Source organism: Chryseobacterium sp. SIMBA_028 (assembly GCF_046535285.1).
Classification (GTDB): domain Bacteria; phylum Bacteroidota; class Bacteroidia; order Flavobacteriales; family Weeksellaceae; genus Chryseobacterium.
In genome coordinates this window covers 16,927-35,817 of record NZ_JAWRWZ010000018.1, presented here as the reverse complement: position 1 = coordinate 35,817, position 18,891 = coordinate 16,927, and the positions used below count along the sequence as shown (strand labels likewise).

14 protein-coding genes and 4 tRNA genes are annotated in these 18,891 nt (G+C 35.1%); 5 read left to right on the top strand and 13 right to left on the bottom strand.

Annotated elements, in window-relative coordinates; genetic code table 11:
* Nucleotides 1–11: 11 nt before the first annotated feature.
* Together SCA31_RS20260 and SCA31_RS20255 are read right to left on the bottom strand one after the other, a co-directional pair.
* Nucleotides 12–1,070 carry a serine hydrolase domain-containing protein gene (locus tag SCA31_RS20260; protein WP_410698819.1) on the bottom strand — a complete coding sequence of 353 codons (1,059 nt, stop codon included), beginning with the start codon at nucleotides 1,068–1,070 and terminating at the stop codon, nucleotides 12–14.
* Between the two features lie 261 nt (nucleotides 1,071–1,331).
* Nucleotides 1,332–1,829: a thermonuclease family protein gene (locus SCA31_RS20255; protein WP_410698818.1), complete on the bottom strand. Its 498-nt coding sequence runs from the start codon at nucleotides 1,827–1,829 to the stop codon at nucleotides 1,332–1,334.
* A 318-nt stretch (nucleotides 1,830–2,147) separates the two neighbouring features.
* Here SCA31_RS20255 and SCA31_RS20250 point away from each other — a divergent pair.
* Both SCA31_RS20250 and SCA31_RS20245 read left to right on the top strand, forming a co-directional pair.
* Nucleotides 2,148–2,222, top strand: a tRNA-Pro gene (locus tag SCA31_RS20250).
* Nucleotides 2,223–2,239: 17 nt separating this feature from the next.
* Nucleotides 2,240–2,313 (top strand) — tRNA-Arg (locus tag SCA31_RS20245).
* A gap of 262 nt (nucleotides 2,314–2,575) precedes the next feature.
* Here SCA31_RS20245 and SCA31_RS20240 read toward each other — a convergent pair.
* Both SCA31_RS20240 and SCA31_RS20235 read right to left on the bottom strand, forming a co-directional pair.
* A complete protein-coding gene (locus SCA31_RS20240; RefSeq protein ID WP_410698817.1) occupies nucleotides 2,576–3,280 on the bottom strand; it encodes a LytR/AlgR family response regulator transcription factor in 705 nt (234 codons plus the stop codon).
* 85 nt (nucleotides 3,281–3,365) lie between these two features.
* The gene (locus tag SCA31_RS20235) at nucleotides 3,366–4,418 is read right to left on the bottom strand and encodes a sensor histidine kinase (protein WP_410698816.1); all 1,053 of its coding nucleotides are present in this window, start codon (nucleotides 4,416–4,418) and stop codon (nucleotides 3,366–3,368) included.
* Nucleotides 4,419–4,715: 297 nt separating this feature from the next.
* Here SCA31_RS20235 and SCA31_RS20230 point away from each other — a divergent pair, with 297 nt between their 5' ends.
* The 3 genes from SCA31_RS20230 to SCA31_RS20220 all read left to right on the top strand — a co-directional run bounded on the left by SCA31_RS20230 (nucleotide 4,716) and on the right by SCA31_RS20220 (nucleotide 6,342).
* Nucleotides 4,716–5,804: a hypothetical protein gene (locus tag SCA31_RS20230; protein ID WP_410698815.1), complete on the top strand. Its 1,089-nt coding sequence runs from the start codon at nucleotides 4,716–4,718 to the stop codon at nucleotides 5,802–5,804.
* A 372-nt stretch (nucleotides 5,805–6,176) separates the two neighbouring features.
* Nucleotides 6,177–6,251: transfer RNA gene (locus SCA31_RS20225), tRNA-Pro, on the top strand.
* 17 nt (nucleotides 6,252–6,268) lie between these two features.
* Nucleotides 6,269–6,342, top strand: a tRNA-Arg gene (locus tag SCA31_RS20220).
* A 239-nt stretch (nucleotides 6,343–6,581) separates the two neighbouring features.
* On the opposite strand, the gene SCA31_RS20215 is transcribed toward SCA31_RS20220, so the two are convergent.
* From SCA31_RS20215 to SCA31_RS20175, 9 genes are all read right to left on the bottom strand, one after another.
* Nucleotides 6,582–7,271: an MBL fold metallo-hydrolase gene (locus SCA31_RS20215; protein WP_410698814.1), complete on the bottom strand. Its 690-nt coding sequence runs from the start codon at nucleotides 7,269–7,271 to the stop codon at nucleotides 6,582–6,584.
* Between the two features lie 55 nt (nucleotides 7,272–7,326).
* Nucleotides 7,327–7,914 (bottom strand): Crp/Fnr family transcriptional regulator, encoded by a 588-nt coding sequence (locus tag SCA31_RS20210; RefSeq protein ID WP_410698813.1) that lies wholly within the window; start codon nucleotides 7,912–7,914, stop codon nucleotides 7,327–7,329.
* A 659-nt stretch (nucleotides 7,915–8,573) separates the two neighbouring features.
* A complete protein-coding gene (locus tag SCA31_RS20205) occupies nucleotides 8,574–9,419 on the bottom strand; it encodes an SH3 domain-containing protein (protein ID WP_410698812.1) in 846 nt (281 codons plus the stop codon).
* Between the two features lie 22 nt (nucleotides 9,420–9,441).
* Entirely contained in the window at nucleotides 9,442–10,269 is an 828-nt protein-coding gene (prmA, locus tag SCA31_RS20200; RefSeq protein WP_410698811.1) for a 50S ribosomal protein L11 methyltransferase, read from the bottom strand.
* A 338-nt stretch (nucleotides 10,270–10,607) separates the two neighbouring features.
* Entirely contained in the window at nucleotides 10,608–11,321 is a 714-nt protein-coding gene (locus tag SCA31_RS20195; protein WP_410698810.1) for a 3-ketoacyl-ACP reductase, read from the bottom strand.
* 312 nt (nucleotides 11,322–11,633) lie between these two features.
* Nucleotides 11,634–13,199, bottom strand: a complete 1,566-nt coding sequence (locus tag SCA31_RS20190) for a calcineurin-like phosphoesterase C-terminal domain-containing protein (RefSeq protein ID WP_410698857.1) — start codon at nucleotides 13,197–13,199, stop codon at nucleotides 11,634–11,636.
* A 50-nt stretch (nucleotides 13,200–13,249) separates the two neighbouring features.
* The gene (locus SCA31_RS20185) at nucleotides 13,250–14,698 is read right to left on the bottom strand and encodes a SusD/RagB family nutrient-binding outer membrane lipoprotein (protein ID WP_410698809.1); all 1,449 of its coding nucleotides are present in this window, start codon (nucleotides 14,696–14,698) and stop codon (nucleotides 13,250–13,252) included.
* A 10-nt stretch (nucleotides 14,699–14,708) separates the two neighbouring features.
* A complete protein-coding gene (locus SCA31_RS20180; protein ID WP_410698808.1) occupies nucleotides 14,709–17,681 on the bottom strand; it encodes a SusC/RagA family TonB-linked outer membrane protein in 2,973 nt (990 codons plus the stop codon).
* Between the two features lie 362 nt (nucleotides 17,682–18,043).
* Nucleotides 18,044–18,790, bottom strand: a complete 747-nt coding sequence (locus SCA31_RS20175) for a glycerophosphodiester phosphodiesterase family protein (protein ID WP_410698807.1) — start codon at nucleotides 18,788–18,790, stop codon at nucleotides 18,044–18,046.
* Nucleotides 18,791–18,891: the final 101 nt, after the last annotated feature.

Here is an 18,891-nt window from a genome sequence, read left to right as displayed (position 1 = left end):
AAATCCACAATCTATTTCAAAACTTTATCATAGATTATATTGAGCAGGTTTTGTCTCATTTTTGAGTTTCTTTGGTTTAAAAGAATGATGAATCCCCATTTTTTAGCCCTATTGTAGCAGATGATTGAAGATTGCCCCATAGAGTCTCCAGACTTTAAATAGATTGTATTCTGATCATCAGTACTAATACCAAGCCCTAGCCCTATTTCTCTTTTTTCGTCTTTATAATAGATCTTTTCTGTTATTAATGCAGCTTCATATATAGGATTTCCTTGGGTTAAAATTGCTTTCAAATAGATTACCATATCAGAAGTATTTGATTTTATCAATCCAGCAGGTGCAGTAACATTCCATTTGAAGAATTCCTGAGCTCCACCATCAGGATTATAACCTGTTGTTCTATTTTTCACATTGAAATCCTTTGTGAATGTATTTTTCATTTTTAAAGGACGAATTATTTTCTCACGAATTATTTCATCATAACTTTTAGCATACACCGTTTCCAAGATCTCTCCAAGTAAAGTATATCCAATAGTAGAATAACGAAACTTCCCATAGTCAATAAGTTCAGTACAGTTATTAATAATAGAAGCCAAAGATTTCTCAGTAACACTACTTACAGGCTGCTGTGGATTCAGTTTCATTAATTTCCCAAAATCCAAGTCAGGTAAGCCGGATTGATGAGATGCCAGATCTGAAATTTTTATCTTGTTTTTAAGATTTGCATTTAAAACATATCTTTTTGGCAGATAATTGTCAATATAATCATCTATTTTAAATTTATGATCAATAACCGCCTGCGCAATTAAATTAGAAGTCAAGATTTTAGTAATAGAAGCAATTTCGAAAATGGAATTTTTATCAATATCAATTTTACTCTCTTTGCTCAATTTACCATATGCTGTGAAAAACTCTTTATTATTACTGATAAAGCCAACACTAATTCCTGCATCAGGATTCTTTTGATAATTATCCTTTACGATGGAATCAATTTTCTTGGAAAAATCTTGTCCAAAAGAAAAACTGCTGATTAATAATAGAACTGCTAAAAAGGTGAATGAAGTTTTCATTGTATCGTTGTTTAATGTTATAAAATTATTTCGATACAAATTTGAAAAAGTAAAATCTCTTATGCGACCGAATAAAAGTATTCGGCCTCATTTATCTAAAAAAACAGGTATGAATAGTTATAAGAAAGAGTACGAATAATTACAAAATACTAAAAAACAACATTTTACAAATCTAAATCAACACACGTTTAGTTTTTTTTTCAAAAGTATTATTAAATGAATATTCTCAAGTAAAATCCACTTCGGCCAATATTTCTATTATTAATTTTTGGCAACCTGATATTTTTTATTTCTCTGCTCTCTCTTCATTTTTCTGTAATCCCAAGGTGCCATTGCATGAACATCCTGCCACAAACCCGTCTTAGTACGTTGTGCATTTTCCTGCAATTGCCCCAAAGAAGCATCTTTGGAATAGGAGAAGTACCACCACCCCATTCCAGCTTTTATAAGCTCTTTTGAAAGGTATTTACCATTATCATAGTAAACCTTAGCTACAGAGCGACCATAGCGGTCTTTATTGGTTTCAATAAACTTAACTGTTTTACCAAATACCTGAGCCGAAGTAAACTGCTTGGCATTTTTCCCAAATGGCTGTCCATTTTCCGGGCAATCTACCTCAGCCAGTCTAAGCTTTTTTTGTTCATTTCCTTTTAAAAGTAAGGTGATTGTATCTCCATCTGAAATTTTGATTACTTTTCCGCTTGTCTGAGAGTAAATAAGTACCGGGAAAAGCAGGCTCATCAACATTAATCGTTTCATCCGGCAAATATAGGAATTAAGGGAGATTTTCTTATTTTTAGATTAGAAAAAGAAACTGTTTGCTTAATTTTTTTCTTTCGTAAGGATTTTAAAAATCATGCTCTTGCCATCTTTTGTTCCTGTTCTTCATATGAGTTGAAAAAAATAAATATTTTTTTTTGACATCATAAATCCATGGTTATTAACTCAATAAAGACAATCAAAAGGGCTCACAAAAAAATAATTAAAAATTCTTCTCATTTTATTTTTTTTATTCCAAAAAGTATTGCAACTTTGCAACCCCAAAAACGATGTAAAATTCGTTATTGATGGCCATCTCGGGGCGTAGCGTAGTCCGGTCATCGCGCCTGGTTTGGGACCAGGAGGTCGCAGGTTCGAATCCTGCCGCCCCGACTTTTTCAAGATTTTAAGGGTGCGTAGCTCAGCTGGATAGAGCATCTGCCTTCTAAGCAGACGGTCAAAGGTTCGAATCCTTTCGCGCTCACTCAAGGAGACACTATTTAATAGTTGTCTCCTTTTTTATATCATTAAAATCTGACGCCAAACTATTACTGCCTGATCTTTTATAAAAGTATTTCAGTGTATATTTAATAGGCATTTTCAGAAATTTGATCACTCCTTAAGATCTCAAGGTTATATCTTTGGCCTATTGTATTTCTTTGACATGAGATACAGAAAATCCAATACAACGATCACTTTTTCTTCATTCACATTGAAGCTTGATTCAATATGAGATTCGATTTTTACTATTTTAAAATAATTGTTTCCAAATAATTTTGCCAGTTTTCTTTGTAACTGGCTCCAATGGGAATTTCTATGGAGTTTATTTCAATTTCGTTCTTAGTATAAGCAGTCATTTTTTTTGTATGAATAATAAAAGAACGATGAATTCGAATAAATTCAGAATTCAATAATTTTTCAAAAACCGAAATATTCTGTTTTATATGATGTGATTTCCCACTTTCCAAATGGATCGTTATGTAATCTTTCAGGCTTTCGATATACACAATCTCATCAAAGATAATTTTAATATGTTTATTGCCACTTGTTACAAAAATATAACTTTCTGATCCCGCATTAACTGCTTTCTTTGGAGGTTGAAACTGTTTAAATTTTTCTATTGAAACAAAAAAACGTTCAAATGTAATGGGCTTCAAAAGATAATCGACCACATTAAGCTCGTAACTTTCAATTGCATATTCTCTGTAAGCTGTTGTAAAAATTACTTTAGGCGGATTTTTTAATTTTTTCAAGAAATCATTTCCTTTCAGTAGAGGCATTTCAATATCTAAAAAGATTAAATCGACAGAATTATGCTCTAGAAAGGAATACGCTTTTAATGCATTTTCAAAAGAATCTATTAACTCAAAACTTTCAAAATTTGCCAAATGAGAAGTTATTAATTCTCTTGCCAAAGGTTCGTCGTCAACAATAATACATCTGTGTTTCATGAGAGATAAGTAGTTTGGAATTCTAAAAGCTAATTTAATGGTTTGGAATGGTCTATCGGCGGTGTTATAAAACTTCTTTCCGGTTTTAATTTTTCAGACAAAGTTTAACGGTATAAAGCATCTGCGTTTCTTCAATTTGCAATTGATACTTTTTTGGATATAATAAATCCAATTGTTTCCTGACATTTTCTAAGCCAATTTTAGATTTGTCTGAAATTTGGGCAAATCCATTTTGAGGTTTTGTATTCTCAATACTAAAAATAATTTGTCCTTTTTTACTTTCTAAATCCAACCTGATTGTTGCTTTTTCAGTTTCATTAACTACACCATGTTTAAAAGCATTTTCGATAAAAGTCAATACAATTAAAGGCGAAATCTTATTACTTTCCTGGATATCTTTCGTAAATAAAACATCCAATCTGTTTTCGTCATAACGTAATTTTTCCAGAGCAATATAATTCTCAATCAGCGTAATTTCTTTTTCTACAGAAACATAATCTTCATTGCAACGATATAAAACAAAATCTAAAATCTCAGATAATTTAGCAATTATTTCAGGTGCCTTATCATCTTTTTTTAGGGTTAAAGTATATAGATTATTTAAAGTATTGAACAAGAAATGAGGATTCAACTGGTTTTTCAGCACCTTTAATTCAATCGACCTTTTTTCTTCTTCCAGTTTTAAAAGACGTTGTTGTTTGCGGTTAAAACTGATAAATCCTAAAATAATAACGGGATATGTGATAAAAGAAAACTCTCTTACTATCAATTTGCCCGAAGTAAGACGTTCACGCATCGTCATTGTATGCCCAAGCCAATCATCGAAGAAAGCTGGGAATCTGGGTTCTAGATAATAAAATTTTAAAGTTATTAAAAGAGCAAAAACAATATAAAGCCAGCCTAAGGCAGAAATTATGAAAAATAAATATTTTTTTTTATTTAATGTTTCCGGAATAATCCAATATATCAAACCGTAAGCAGCAACGGCCTGTGCTAAAATTTTACAGGAATAAATAACAATGAATGCATAAGAATCTTCATTGTCAGATTTATTTGAAAAAAAAAATAGCAAAAATAAAATCCAGTATAAACAATGAAGCGCCGTCCTTCTTAAGTCAATTCTCTTAATAAAATTCATTATATATTTTAATTGATGGCAAAGTAACAAAATATAGAAATATAGTCCGTCAATTAATATGAATAGCCTGTTTTAGCTTCTGAAAAATGTATTTCGGCATACGAATTCAATAAAATTTAAAAATCGATTATTTGAATGCTTAAACAAGCTCTTCGACTCTACTCAAAACAGGATCATAATGACGTGATTATATTCGCTTAAAATAACAAAAATGATCACACTTATTATTCTACCGACAGCACTGTTAAGTAATATAAAAACTCTTTTAACGAGAAATGATTAAACCAACTAAACGAAATGAAAAAAGTAATTAAAAATGCAATTGGGATTCTGTTTCTAATGACTACCTTAAACCTGTTTTCGCAAGAGACCCAACAAAAAATAGTATACAGCAAAACTTCTAAACTCATAAAGCCCACCTTGTTTGCTGATTTGGGAGAAACCTGCCAAACGCCAGACGGAATGGCTTTAGATAAAAAGGGAAATCTATTTTTATCAATCACAAATCCAACCACATTTGATCAATACAGAAGCAAAATTCTAACTTTTGATAAAAATGATAAACCCATCACTTGGTTTGATCAACTTCCATTGCATCCTATTACTAAAAAAGTACATCCAATGGGAATGGAATTTGGTCCCGATGGAAATTTATATTTCATGGATAATCAATTTTTTACAGGAAACGAAAATTTTTCTAGATTGATTCGGGTGAATGTAAAAGACGGAAAACCGGTAAATGCTGAAGTTTTGGTTGAAGGATTTAATTTCGGAGAAGCCGTAAGATGGTCTAAAAACAGAATTTATATAACAGACGCATTATTTAAAAACAGAAGAGAAAGCGGAATTTATAGTTTTACAATGAAACAATTAAATTCTAAAAACATCACTTTAGATGCAGATAATAAGAAAAATTACCTCATTGCAACTTTTACCTTAAAACCAGAAATTACAAAAAAAACCATAGGAATTGACGGGATTGCTTTTGATAAAAAAGGAAATTTGTACGCCGGAAATTTTGGAGACGGCGTTATTAATAAACTAGAATTTGACAAAAACGGAAAAGTAATATCGAATACAATAGTTTTCGATTCAGACCTGTTAAGATGCTGTGACGGTTTTTTTTATGACGAAAAAAGAAATTCAATTTTTATCGCCAATTATGAGAATAACAGTGTACATCAGCTTAACTTAGATACCAATACAATTTCGCTGATTTGGGAAAATGACAATGCAGACGGTTCTGATGGACAACTGGATAATCCTTGTGAAACTATTATCTATAAAGGGAAATTGCTTGTTGTTAATTATGATACTTTTCAAGGAGAAAAAAATAAAGAAATAGATGCCTTTCATACTATATCAAGCTTTGATCTTGCAAATTGAAATTAAATATCAAGTAAACTAGCTGCATCAAGCCAGCCTTGAAAGTGTTGAATAATAATCCGTCTATGATCATAAAAGACCCACAATTTCTTGTGTGTCTTTTTTGTTTTGAATTCCCCAATTCTTCTGATAAACCTATTTATCACCTGAGTGGAACAAACACCACGTGGCGACCAATGAAAAAAAAAAATATTTTTTACCTGCTTTAATTAAAACAATATAAAATCGTGGTTATTAAATAAGTATAGCTAACCAAAAGGGGTTCATAAAAAATTAATTAAAAATTATTCTATATTTTATTTTTTTATTCCAAAAAGTATTGTACCTTTGCAACCGCAAAAACGAAGTAAAATTCGTTATTGATGGCCATCTCGGGGCGTAGCGTAGTCCGGTCATCGCGCCTGGTTTGGGACCAGGAGGTCGCAGGTTCGAATCCTGCCGCCCCGACTTTTTCAAGATTTTAAGGGTGCGTAGCTCAGCTGGATAGAGCATCTGCCTTCTAAGCAGACGGTCAAAGGTTCGAATCCTTTCGCGCTCACAAAAAGACTCACAAGAAATTGTGAGTCTTTTTTGTTTTAATTCCACCTGAACTTTTACTATTGGGACATTTAGCGTTCGATTTTTGAAGCTAGAATTCTCTTATTATTTGTAAGAAACTTTACAGAAGTACCTCAATATATTTTCTACAGCACTTTTCCGCACATTCAAAATCCCTTAAGGTTGCTCTGTTTTTTCTGGCTTTTTTAATTTTTTAAGATGAGCAATAAACAACACGATCTATCTATAAATAGCCCCACTGCATTTAGCCACAAATTTCTCAAACTTTCGATCTTTATTTCGCATGACTGGTCCATGGCCAAAGCAGATAATGGCAGGATTCAGCTCTGCTAACTTCCGGAGCGATTCGATGTTACGTTGCTGGTCGGAGGTGAATATGTTTGGCGGAAGCTTCAGACCTGTCGCTGTTGTGAGCAGATTCATATTTGTTGCCACATCTCCGATGATCAGCACACCATCTTGCTCACGGAATAAAGAAATATGACCTGCCGAATGTCCGGGTGTCTCTATTACCTGAAAGTTTCCGATTCTATCGTTTTCAACGATTGTCCGTTCTACTTTATGGCCCTGACCTGCCCAGTACTTTTGTTGAAGCTTTGCTACCCAATGTTGCGGAGCTGGATAGTCGTTGGTTACCATCCCCGTTTCGGTCCTAAAAACTTCGTTGGGATGACAGAGTAAGGGTATCGCGAACTCAGCGCATATCTGATCGCTACAGCCCTGATGGTCTGCATGGGCATGCGTTAGTATATGTTGATAAACGGGGATTTTCTGGAGCACTTTCTTTACAGTGGTATACGAACTTCTTATTCCGGAGTCTACCAATACACCTTCAATAATATAGCAGTTGATACTGTTTCGTGGCATCAGTGGAATCTGAAACACTTCGGGAGCAATTTGATGTAGCATCGTTTTTTTTGCACAAATCTACATCGCTGATCAAGACAGCATAAGGACATTTGTCCTATAAGAGGTTGGGTCTATGTATTTGTCCCTTCGCCCGTGTAAGTGATCGCTGCGTGATGCCGAGGTATGATGCCAGATCCTGCGTAGAAACACGCTGGACGAGTATTGGTTCACTAGAAAGTACATGAAGGTATTTATCCACAGCCGACCTATTATTATAATTCAGCAGGTAACGTTCCTTTTGGTTATACTCCTGCTCCATTACTGATTTTATAACTCCGTTCCAAGCGGTCACCTTACCAAGCAGATGCTGATAGTCTGGGTAGTTTATCCTATAGATTACACTATCTTCTATAGCCCTGATACTTCTTCTGGATTTTTTCTGCGCCACAAACTCCGGAAACGAGGTGACAAATTCCTTTTCAAATTTGAAGCAGGTTATATTTTCCTTTCCTTCCTTGTCGATAGCATATGCTTTTACAGCACCACTAGCGATAAACCCAATATGACGGCAAGGTTCATCTCCACGAATAAAAAAATCACCTTTTTTTAAGTGGATCGAATTGAAAAACTGCGCAGAAAAGTTAATTTCCTCGGCTAATAATAGTCTTGTTGAGAATAGGTAATTTTCAAATACATCAATCATTTTGCAATTTTTTCGTCCTTTTATTTTCTTATTAACCGTCTATAGATTACATACTAAAACCAGTATCCAAATTTAACAATTATTAATACATTCAAAAATACTCGCAAAATCCAATTAAAATCAGCATCCAAAAGATTTCGAGGAATTTCCACTTCACAACGTGAAAACTCCGTTTCACTGACCCATTTTGCAGCATCAGCTTAACTTTACCCCTTACGAATGGCTATTCGTATTACTTTTACAGTGGTAAGCTTTAACAAGGGAGCCATTAAATGTTAGTTTTATGATGTAAGGAAACCTGATTAAGGGTCAATAAAAATCTTTTTTGTGCAACTTTATATTCCCTATAGCCATTATGGCTACACTATACACTTAATCATGTTTGGGTAGGATTGGTTAATTCCAATTCTATTTTTTATTTCTCTTAAGAATCCAAAAGAAAAGCCTCTACATGGTTGTAAAGGCTCTTTTATTGTTAAAACTCACATTCATCTATCATTGTATCGTTCAACAGGGTTTTCGAGCAAATTTCATGGCTTTTTACAGCTCCCTTTACTCTCCAAATAATGGTATATTTCTTACCACCCTTCATCTGAGGATTTTAAAACAAAAAAACCACTGTACAATACAGTGGCTTGCCTATTTTTTTAATGAAGAGATTATTTCAACTTATAAGAACTTCCATTCCAAAGATAAGTCTTGGATGAGCGTTTTTTTGTTTCTCTTTCTTTTTCGTCTGTTTCCATATCTTCTACCTTAAGGATAAAAGCATCGGAAATACCTCCTTTATCGTTTGGAAAAACATATTCTTCACTATGATAATAAGCACCTGCATCTCCTACGTTCATCAACTGTGGAAGTGCAATTAGTTTTTTATCCTTAAAAAGAACATATTGATCATAAGTGGCTATACCGCATGCTTCACCCGAGACCATTGCTTTTAGGGTAAACTCAACATTCTGTAACTTATGATTACTTTCAATGCTGAATGCAGCTGTACTTAATTCTTCTCCTTTTCCTGTATCAAAATACACCTCATCAATCAGAGTACTCTCCTCCATTACTTTGATTCCTGCTATATTTTGTTTTTCAGTTTCATTAAGGGTCTTGATTTTCCTATCTACTGTTTTTGATAAACCGAAAAGGAAATCATATCCATTTTTATTACGATAGCCTACACAAAGATTACCTCCCCAAACATATCCCTCAGAGGTCACATCTCCTTTCTGATAGGAAATCTTATACCAATTGGCATTTCTTTCTCCTAATTTCAGAACTGGAACCGTTTCTACCTTTTGAAGAACCATCACGGATTGATTAACCTGTAACGAGTCTGTGATCTGAGCACTAACACTGGGTTCTTTTCTTACTCTTGTCCAATCTGTAAAAATTTTCTGGGTTTTATTTTCTGTAAAACCAAAAACACCATCCGCATACACTTCATTTTCCTGAGCTGCAAAAAGCTGCAACATCAGCATACATAAAGCTGTCAACAAGGTTTTCATATCTGTATTTCGTTTTTTTTAATTATTTTTCAAGCAATAAACTTACCCATTCTTCTCTCTGCAACTGCTTTTTAAGGGTAAGGCCACTTTCTTTACATACTTCCAGAATATCATCTACATCAAAGAAACAAAGTCCTGAAAGCAATAATTTTCCCCCTTCATTTAGCACAGAAACATAGGTTGAAATATCTGAAATCAGAATATTTCTATTAATATTAGCCAAAATAATATCATAATTTTCTTTTCCAAGATTTTCTGCTGTTCCCTGCTCAATATCGAGTTCAACACTGTTTCTCGCAGCATTTTCCTTTGAATTTTCTACCGACCATTCATCGATATCAATTGCCTTTGTATCTCCCGCTCCCTGCTGTTTTGCATAGATCGCCAATACAGAAGTTCCACATCCCATATCCAATACTTTCTTACCGGTAAAGTCGATATCCATCATCTGCTGGATCATCAGGTGTGTTGTTGGGTGATGTCCAGTTCCGAAAGACATTTTCGGCTGGATAATAATCTCATGCATTCCCGGTACAGATTCGTGGAATTCTGCTCTGATTAATACTTTATCATCGATATTGATAGGAGAAAAGTTTTTTTCCCATTCTTCATTCCAGTTGATGTTTGGCATTTCTTCATAAGAATACTCAATTTTTACATTTTCGTTTTCAAAAATGGAAAGAGCCTTAAGCTGATCTTCGTGAAACAAATCTGTCTGGATATATCCTAAAATCCCGTGAATTTCTTCTGTAAAGCTGTCAAAACCTATTTCAATAAGTTCTGCCATTAATATCTCGTTCCAAGGTTGCAATGGAGTAATCTTGAAGTTGAATTCTAAATAATTTTGCATGTGAATAATTTGGTGCAAAAATACTAATGTTATTATTGTTAAAAAAATAGAAAGGGTAAGTTTTGGCTAAAGCCGGATGATTTTATGATTTTGTTAAATGGACAAAAGCCTATTTCTATTGAATTCTGATATGAAGCTCTCACTGTTTATGGAGATTAAGCAGATGATTGTGAAAAAGATCTTGGACCTGTGAGAAACAAGAGCTATTTTTTTCCGGTTGTAAAAGAAAAAAGCGGGCTTCCATTGATTGGATTTTCCCGCTTTTATTAGATTTCATTATTCAAGACAAGCTTAGAGTTGTTTCTGTATCTTCCCCTTGAATTTTAAGTTTCGAATTTCTATGGATTTGTAGAGAAGATAGAACCATTAGCAATTAAAGCTCTTCTGTTCATTTTCAGGATATCTCTTACCCATTCTGCAAAATCCTCAGGTTGTAATACTGTATCCGGATTTCCGTCTGTAAGCCCGCCTTGGATACTCATATCAGAAGCAATTGTACTCGGCGTTAGGGTCACTACACGGATATTTTGCTTTCTCCATTCCGCCATCATCGATTGTGATAATGAAACTACAGCGGCCTTTGAAGCTGCATAAGCTGACATATTTGGTCCTCCTTTTAATCCTGCTGTGGAAGCTACGTTCACAATATCTCCCTCTCCTTTAGCTTTCATAAATGGATGTACGGCCTTAGCTGCATAATACACACCAAATAAATTAGTTTTGATTACCTGTTCCCATGTTTCAGAAGACATATCTTCAATGGTTCCGAAGTCTCCAATACCTGCATTGTTCACAAGAATATCTACTCCACCTAGTTTTTCAGCTAAAGCTTCAATTCCTGTTTTTACAGCGGCTTCATCATCAATACTGAATACTGCATAGGTAGCATTTACTCCTAATTTTTGGATTTCGTCAACTGTATTTTTAAGGTTCTCTTCGTTTCTTCCTGTAATGGCAATATTCACTCCTTCATTGGCCAAAGCTAGTGCTACAGCTTTACCTAATCCTCTTCCACCACCTGTTACAATGGCATTTTTTCCGTTTATATTCATAGTAATAATACTTTTCGTGTTACAAAGTTACAAAAGAACATTTTTACGGCATGGAAAGAATGGAGATTTAATAGTTTTTTAATGGTTTTTATTAAACCACAAAAGGCACAAAAGTTTAAAAAACTTAAGGAGAATTATAGAATATAAGCTTATTACAAATACTGTTGAGAAGAATACTTAAGTGGTATGCAGCTCTTACGTATTCTAAAAATTTCTTTTGTAGTTCATCCTTTTCAACCTCAGCCAAAAATAAAGCCGGCTCACGATGAACCGGCTACTCAATCTAAAAAAGTATAGTAAAAAATGAAAAACTTAAGGAATCTGGATGGCATTTTGTACTTCAAATTCTTCTGAAGCTGAGAATTGATTTCCATACATATCTACGGCTCTAACCTCAACTTTATGTTTTCCTAAGGCTAGTTTTTTAGGAAAATTTGCTTCCCAGATATGTTTTGCTATTTCCGGATTGGATGGTCTTCTTCCCTGTAAAATCTTCTCTGTGGTATCCCATTTGAAAACAGAAAGGGCAAAATTAGGGTCTATGGTTTCATCATACTCCATTTCTTCCCATTTTCCGTTGTCTATTCTGAATTCAACCTTATCTTTTTTGCTTCCGATAAAGAAGTTAGCCAATACTTTTGCTGATGTTTTTGACGGAAACGGAATTACCTTTGGAACGTATAATTTGATTTGATAATCCTCTGGTTTTCCGGCTGTCTTATATTTTACTTTATATTGGTTATCTGTAAAGCTTATGAATGAATACCCTTTGGCTGTTCCATCTCTCATGGTTGAAGTAGGAAGACCTTCTTCATCAGGTGTTCCGGAATACCAGTCGCCACAAGTGGTTCCTACGTTATATTCATGCAGTTCTTTTACCCCGTTCCAGCCTGCTTTTTTACCATAGAAAATCTGCTGTTGAATATGAGTATGTGCTGATAAAAGCAATACATTCTGGAAAGGATGTAAGAAATCAAATAACTTCTGACGGTCTGCATTTCTAAAGCTGTCTTCATTGTTATGCTCTAACGGAATATGAAAAGATACTACGATAAGTTTATTTTTATCAACCAGCTTCAAATCGTTTTCAATAAACTGCAACTGGTCTTCTCGGAAACCACCCCAATATCCTTTACCATCTCTGGGATCCGGATACAAGATATCATCCAGAATAATGAAATGTACGTTACCATAATTGAAAGAATAATTGGCAGGACCAAAATTGGATTTGAAGGTTTCATCGGAAAGATGGTCATCTTTAGCATCATAGTTCATATCATGATTTCCCATGACGTTATACCAAGGCAGCCCGACTTCTTTCATTACGTCTGCATAAGGTTTCTGCAGGCTTAGATTATCTCCTACAAGATCTCCTAAACTAATTCCAAGCACTGCATTTTTCTTGGTATTTTTAACTTCATTTACAATTCCTCTCTTAAAATAATCTAATTCTTTCTCGGTATAGGGCTGTGGATCTCCAAAAACCAGAATATCAAAGTTCTTTTCTTCATTCTGCTTGTAAAGTGGGAAATTCAATTCCTTAGGAAGCTCTCCGGTTGGCGCAACTCCTTTGTACTTAAAGTCTGCTGGAGAACCTTTAGGCTTATGATGGTAATAAAACTGTGGCAGATTGTTGCTATTTAAAGCGGTCTGATACCCCGATGGCTTGACCACAAAAACAGTCTGATCTTCCTGAATGGGTAGGCTATAACGTCCGTTTTTATCTGTTAATACAACTTGAGCTCCGTTGGAAACAGCTGCGCCTTCTATTCCTTTTTCCCTGTTTTCTTTCTTTTGGTTTTTATTGCTGTCTTCGTATACATACCCTGAAACAGAAGACTGGGAGAATGCCATTGCTGAAATTAATAGACCGGGCATTAAAAGTTTTATTTTGATACTCATTTTTATTTCTTTTTTACTTATTATGTTTATTTATTCCACCACATTTTCACGTTGATATTGTCACCACCCATCTGCTGAACTGCAGCCTGATAGTTTTCCATATTTAAAACTCTTGAATTAGGTGGATACATTAATCTTTGAGGAAGATTTCCTCCATTTAAAAGTCCTCCGTTATTGGGCAATTCGGGGAAGCCTGTTCTTCTTTTTTCAAACCATTGCTGCTGATCTACAAAAAAGAGCGCTATGTATTTCTGAAGCATAATTTTTTTCATATTTCCTGTTCCGTAGGCTACATTGGGGTTATCAAAATAATTGGCAGGAACTACCGACCCCCATTGTTCTATAGAGCTTTTCACTCCATTTTCATAATAGGCCTTTGCACTTCCAGAAATGATCCCTTTCAATGCCAGTTCAGCCAATGTAAACTGAAGTTCAGCATAGGGATACACAAAAATCTTCAATGGTGCTTTAGCCAAATTCTGGTTAAGGTTTGACGGCTGATTGGTAAATACCGTTCCGAATGGATATCCTGACGGCGCACCCAGATATCCAATATTATTTCCTTTAGGATCTTTTGCCTGAGAGAAAAACATGGGAATACGTGGATCATTATTAGCTTTCATGCTCTCAACAAAAAATTCTGAGGCAGCTCTGCCTGTTGTAAAATCCTGATATCTTGCAATGGGGGGCATTAATGGATAAATTCCTGAAATATCTACTTTTACAGCATCTGTATTACTTTGGAAAATGGGAAATATTGTTGGATTATTAGTGATTTCCTGAATTCTTTCTTTAACGTTCACTTCTCCATCTCTGTTCAAAATCCTTGTCAAAAGTCTTAAAGAAAGTGAGTTACAAAACTTCTTCCAGTTGATAATTCCATTGGCATCCGTATCTGCTTTGTAGAATAAGTCTCCTCCGGAAAGCATTTTATTGGTAACAAAAAGGGAGTTTGCCATTTTTAAGTCATCCAATAACGTTACATAAATATCTTTTTGTCTGTCGAATCTCGGTTGTGAAATATTACGGTCCAATTGTGAGGCTTCAGAAAACGGAACATCTCCGTAGGTATCTGTAAGGTTGGAGTAAATCCATGCATTCAGTACCATTGAGATGGCCTGATAGTTTTTATCTCCTTCAGCAGTTGCAGCTTTTCTAAGATCATCTACCTGCTTTAGCCATCTGTAAGAATTATTCCAGAAACCATTTCCTGTATTTTCTGTGATGTAATAACGACTCAATGAGTTTCCTTCATTGGGGAAATCCAGAGAAACCTGCATGATATCAAAGGTAAAATCATTGGCTCTGTTATATCCTACCGAAGCCATATTGTACTGGATAGGAACCAGCAAAGAACTGGTAACAGGTTCATTAATTCTACTGGTATCTTTATTGATTTCATCAAGACTCCTGTCGCACGAAACAACACTGCTTACAAGCGCGAGAAATGAACAGATATAGATTAATTTTTTCATTTTTCTGATTTTAAAATTTAACGTTTAACTGAATTCCTATGGTTCTTGCCTGAGGCAGCTGCCCCATTTCCACTCCCGGCGTAATGGTAGAATCATCTAGTGTAGCAGCTTCCGGATCAAATAATGGAAACTTCGTCCACATCCAAAGGTTTCTTCCAAATAGGGCAAGACTAATATCTGTAACTTTTAAAGGCTCAACCACTGATTTTGGAAACGAATAAGAGATTCTGGCATCCCTCAGCTTAATGAATGAAGTATCAAATGAATTGGTTTCCACATTCGCTCTTCTGTAATAATCTCCATAATAGGTAGAAACAGGGATTCCTTTTGTATTTGGCGAGAAGCTTCCGTCTGGGTTCTGTACTACTCCCTGCCCTACAATTAACCCTCCGGGATTATCTCTTCCGGCAAGGGTGTGGGTAAGTTTTCCTTGTTCAGACATTTTATGATGGGACTGCGAATAGGCCATCCCTTTGTACTGACCGTCAAATGAGAAACTGATGGTAATATTTTTATATTTAAATTCATTTTGAAGGCCTGCTCTCCATTTTGGATAGGCATTTCCAATCTTTCTTACTTCAGTTGGCTTGGCTGTTAACCCATCGGTATCATAAATCACCTGTCCATCCGGAGAATATAGTAATCCATAACCATAAATATCTCCCAGAGATCCACCTACCACAGCATTATAATATACTACACCTCCTACGCTTCCCATGGTATAAGGTTTTCCCTGATACTCTTCCGGAAGTGAAAGAATCTCATTCCTATTCATGGACCAGTTGGCATTTATATTCCAGGAAAAGTTTTTATTTTTGATTGGATAAGCATTTAAGGTCATTTCAATTCCTCTGTTTCTCAACTCACCGGAATTGATAATTCTTTTGTTATAGCCTGTTTCATACAGCATAGGAATTACAATTGACTGGTCTTTAGAATTGTTTTGATATGCCGTGAAATTGAAAGTCAGTCTGTTTTTCAATACGGTAAAATCCATTCCTCCTTCTATGTTGGTAATCATTTCCGGTTTAAGATTCGGATTCGGGTATAATAGCGGAGATTCTACAGATCCTGTAAATGCACTGTTTTCATAGTACTTTTCAAGCATATAGTTATAGGTATCATTTCCAACTTTTGACCATGATAATCTTAGTTTCCAAAAATTCAGGTTATCAGATTTTATTTTAAAGATATCTGACAATATAAAAGATGAGGATAAGGACGGATAGAAGTAAGACCTGTTGTGGGCAGGAAGTGTACTGCTCCAGTCATTTCTGGCTGTTACATCCAAAAATACCATATCCTTATAGCTAAAGTTGGCCAATGCATACATACTATTCACCTGATTATCATTAGGCCTAGGAAGCTTAGTTTCAAGAGATGTAGCGTTGGAAAGCTGATATAGACCTACTTTATTCAATCCATTGGCTCTATAATCATTCATGGTGTATTCATGATATCTGATATTACCTCCGGCAGAAGCATTTACCCCAAAGTTTCCGAATTTGTTTTTATAGGTGAATAAAATATCATTATTCAGGTCCAGATATCTGATGTACTGTTCTCTGTAAAAACCTTTCAGATAGTTGGCAGAACTCCATGGTCTTCTCTGCATACGTAGTTCATTGTTCCACTCTACTCCGGTTTTATAGGTTACATCAAAGTTTTTTGCCAGCTGATAATTAATATTAATATTTCCTGTAATTGTTTTCTTATTGGTTCCGTTCAGGTTTTCATATGCAATCAGGTAAGGATTATCAATATAGGAGCTGAAAGGATGAACCTGTTCTATCTGCTCCTGTCCTTTTTTCCAGATGGGTTTGTACCACGCAAGATCTACGTTAGGATTCTGAAAAATCATAAAGTAAGAGATCGACTGGTTGTTATAACCTGTTGCCGGAAGATTATCACTTTTTGTCTGGCTAAAATTGACCTTGGTTCCGATCTTCAGTCTGTTGCTTAGCTTATGATCTAAGGACAGGGCTGCATTCAATCTGTTAAAGCCTGTATTGGGCATCATCCATTCATTCTTTAAATAGGAAAGAGATGTTCTGAACGCTGTAGTTTCATTAGAATGTTCTATTGACAAGCTATTTGAATAATTAGAACCAACCTGCCAAAAGTCTTTGATATTATTGGTATAAGGTCTCCAAAGTTGTCTTTCCAAGCTTTGGCCCTCTATGTTTGGATCATATTGAAAGTAATACTGGCCGGCAAACTTTGGTCCGAATGCACTACTGGTAGATCCGGTATTGATCCCATCCACAGAAAGTCCATAAGAATAATAATAGTTTCCGTTTTTATCTTTCTGCTGAGTTCCCTGCCCGTATTCATATTGATAATCCGGCCATTTCAGGACCGTATCATAACTTGAATAGGAATTAAAGCTAATCTGAACTTTTCCTTTTTTACTTTTTCCGGATTTTGTGGTAATCATAATGGCGCCTCTGGAACCTCTGGAGCCGTATAATGCTGAAGCAGTGGGCCCTTTCAGGATAGAGATCGATTCAATATCGTCTGGGTTGATACTATTGAAACTGTCTCCGTAATCTATGGGTAGATCACCTCCTGAGCCCGCACCATAGGCAGCGGTTCCTGTTCCGGTCTTTTTTCCACTTAAAGGAACGCCATCAACAACAATCAAAGCATCATTATTCCCCATGTTCATGGAAATGTCTCCACGAAGCGTGATACGAGTCGTTCCAAGAGGTCCTGCTCCTGCAGTCTGAACTTTTAATCCTGCTACCTTACCCTCTAAAGCCTGTGCCCAGTTGTTATTCTGGGTTTTTAAGATTTCCTCAGATTTAATAGTTTGGGTTGAGTACCCTAAAGACTTGTCGTGCCTTTTGATTCCCAAAGCAGTCACCACTACTTCATCAATTCCTTTGATTGTGTCTTTTTTAGCTTTCTGCTGAGCCATCAGATTGACGCTGATGAATCCTAACAACGACAAAACCAACAGTTTTTGTGTCTCTTTACGCATATCCTTTTTGTTTGCGCAAAATTAGAACGACATTATCAGTAGGGCTTTAACACTATTTTAACATTTGTTAAAGATTTATTGAATACTATATTAATTTTTTCTTAACAAAATGAATTAAAACACTGATTTAAAGTTATTTAAGTAATTAATAATTCTTAATGCCATTTCCTGCCTATATTAATATATATTTATTGTCTTCTATTGGGATAATAAAACACAAATAACTCATAATCAATGCATTAATGTAAGTTTAGATTTTAAAAAATATATTCTAACAGTTAAAAAGGGTGATTCTAGGGTAAAAAACAACAGTCTGCCCCTTTACGGAGGCAGACTGTGGAATTTATTGATTGTTAAAAATATTATTTTCCTTTCAGCTGTTCAGGAATATTGGTGGTTACAAACCCGATTCCTTGCTTTTTCAATTCGTCGTATACTGCAACATCATTTACGGTCCACGAATTGGTGATAAGACCTAATGTTTTCGCTTCTGCGATCCAGGTTGGATTTTTCTGGAAAACACTGTAGTGATAATCCATTCCGTCAAGTCCTTCTTTTTTAATTTGTTCCGGTGACAATTCTCCGTTCAGGTATTGAACTTTAAATGCCGGAGCTAGTTTTTTAATCTCTTTGCAGATATTCAGACTGAAAGAAATGAATTCACTTTGAGATTCCAACTTCATATCCTTGATCATTTTAATGGTCTTTTGAGTAATCTCATTTTCAATTTCAGGAGTTTTGGCTGGCTTGATCTCAACGATAAGCTTTACAGACGGATCTATTTTTCCCTGCTTTAAATAATCCTTTAAGGTAGGAAACTTTTCGCCGTTGGATAATTTCAATGCTTCCAGTTCATTGAATGAAGCTTCAGAAATTTCCATTTTACCGTGGTGCTCATCGTGGTTAATGACCAATACTCCATCTTTGGTCATTCTCACATCAAATTCAGATCCGTAAACCTTTAATTTCTGAGCGTTTGCCAACGATGTAATAGAATTTTCCGTTGTAGGAGGCTGAGCCTGAAAATATCCTCTATGTGCGATAATCTGAGTTTGTGCTTTCATCAAAACTGTACTTAAAACTGCTAACCCTAAGATAAAATTTTTCATAATATAATTTAGATAATTAAAAACAAAGTCCCTAAACTTTTGATAAAGGTAGTTAATATGAGACTTATTGAGAAATATAAACCACAAAAGACAGCCTTTTA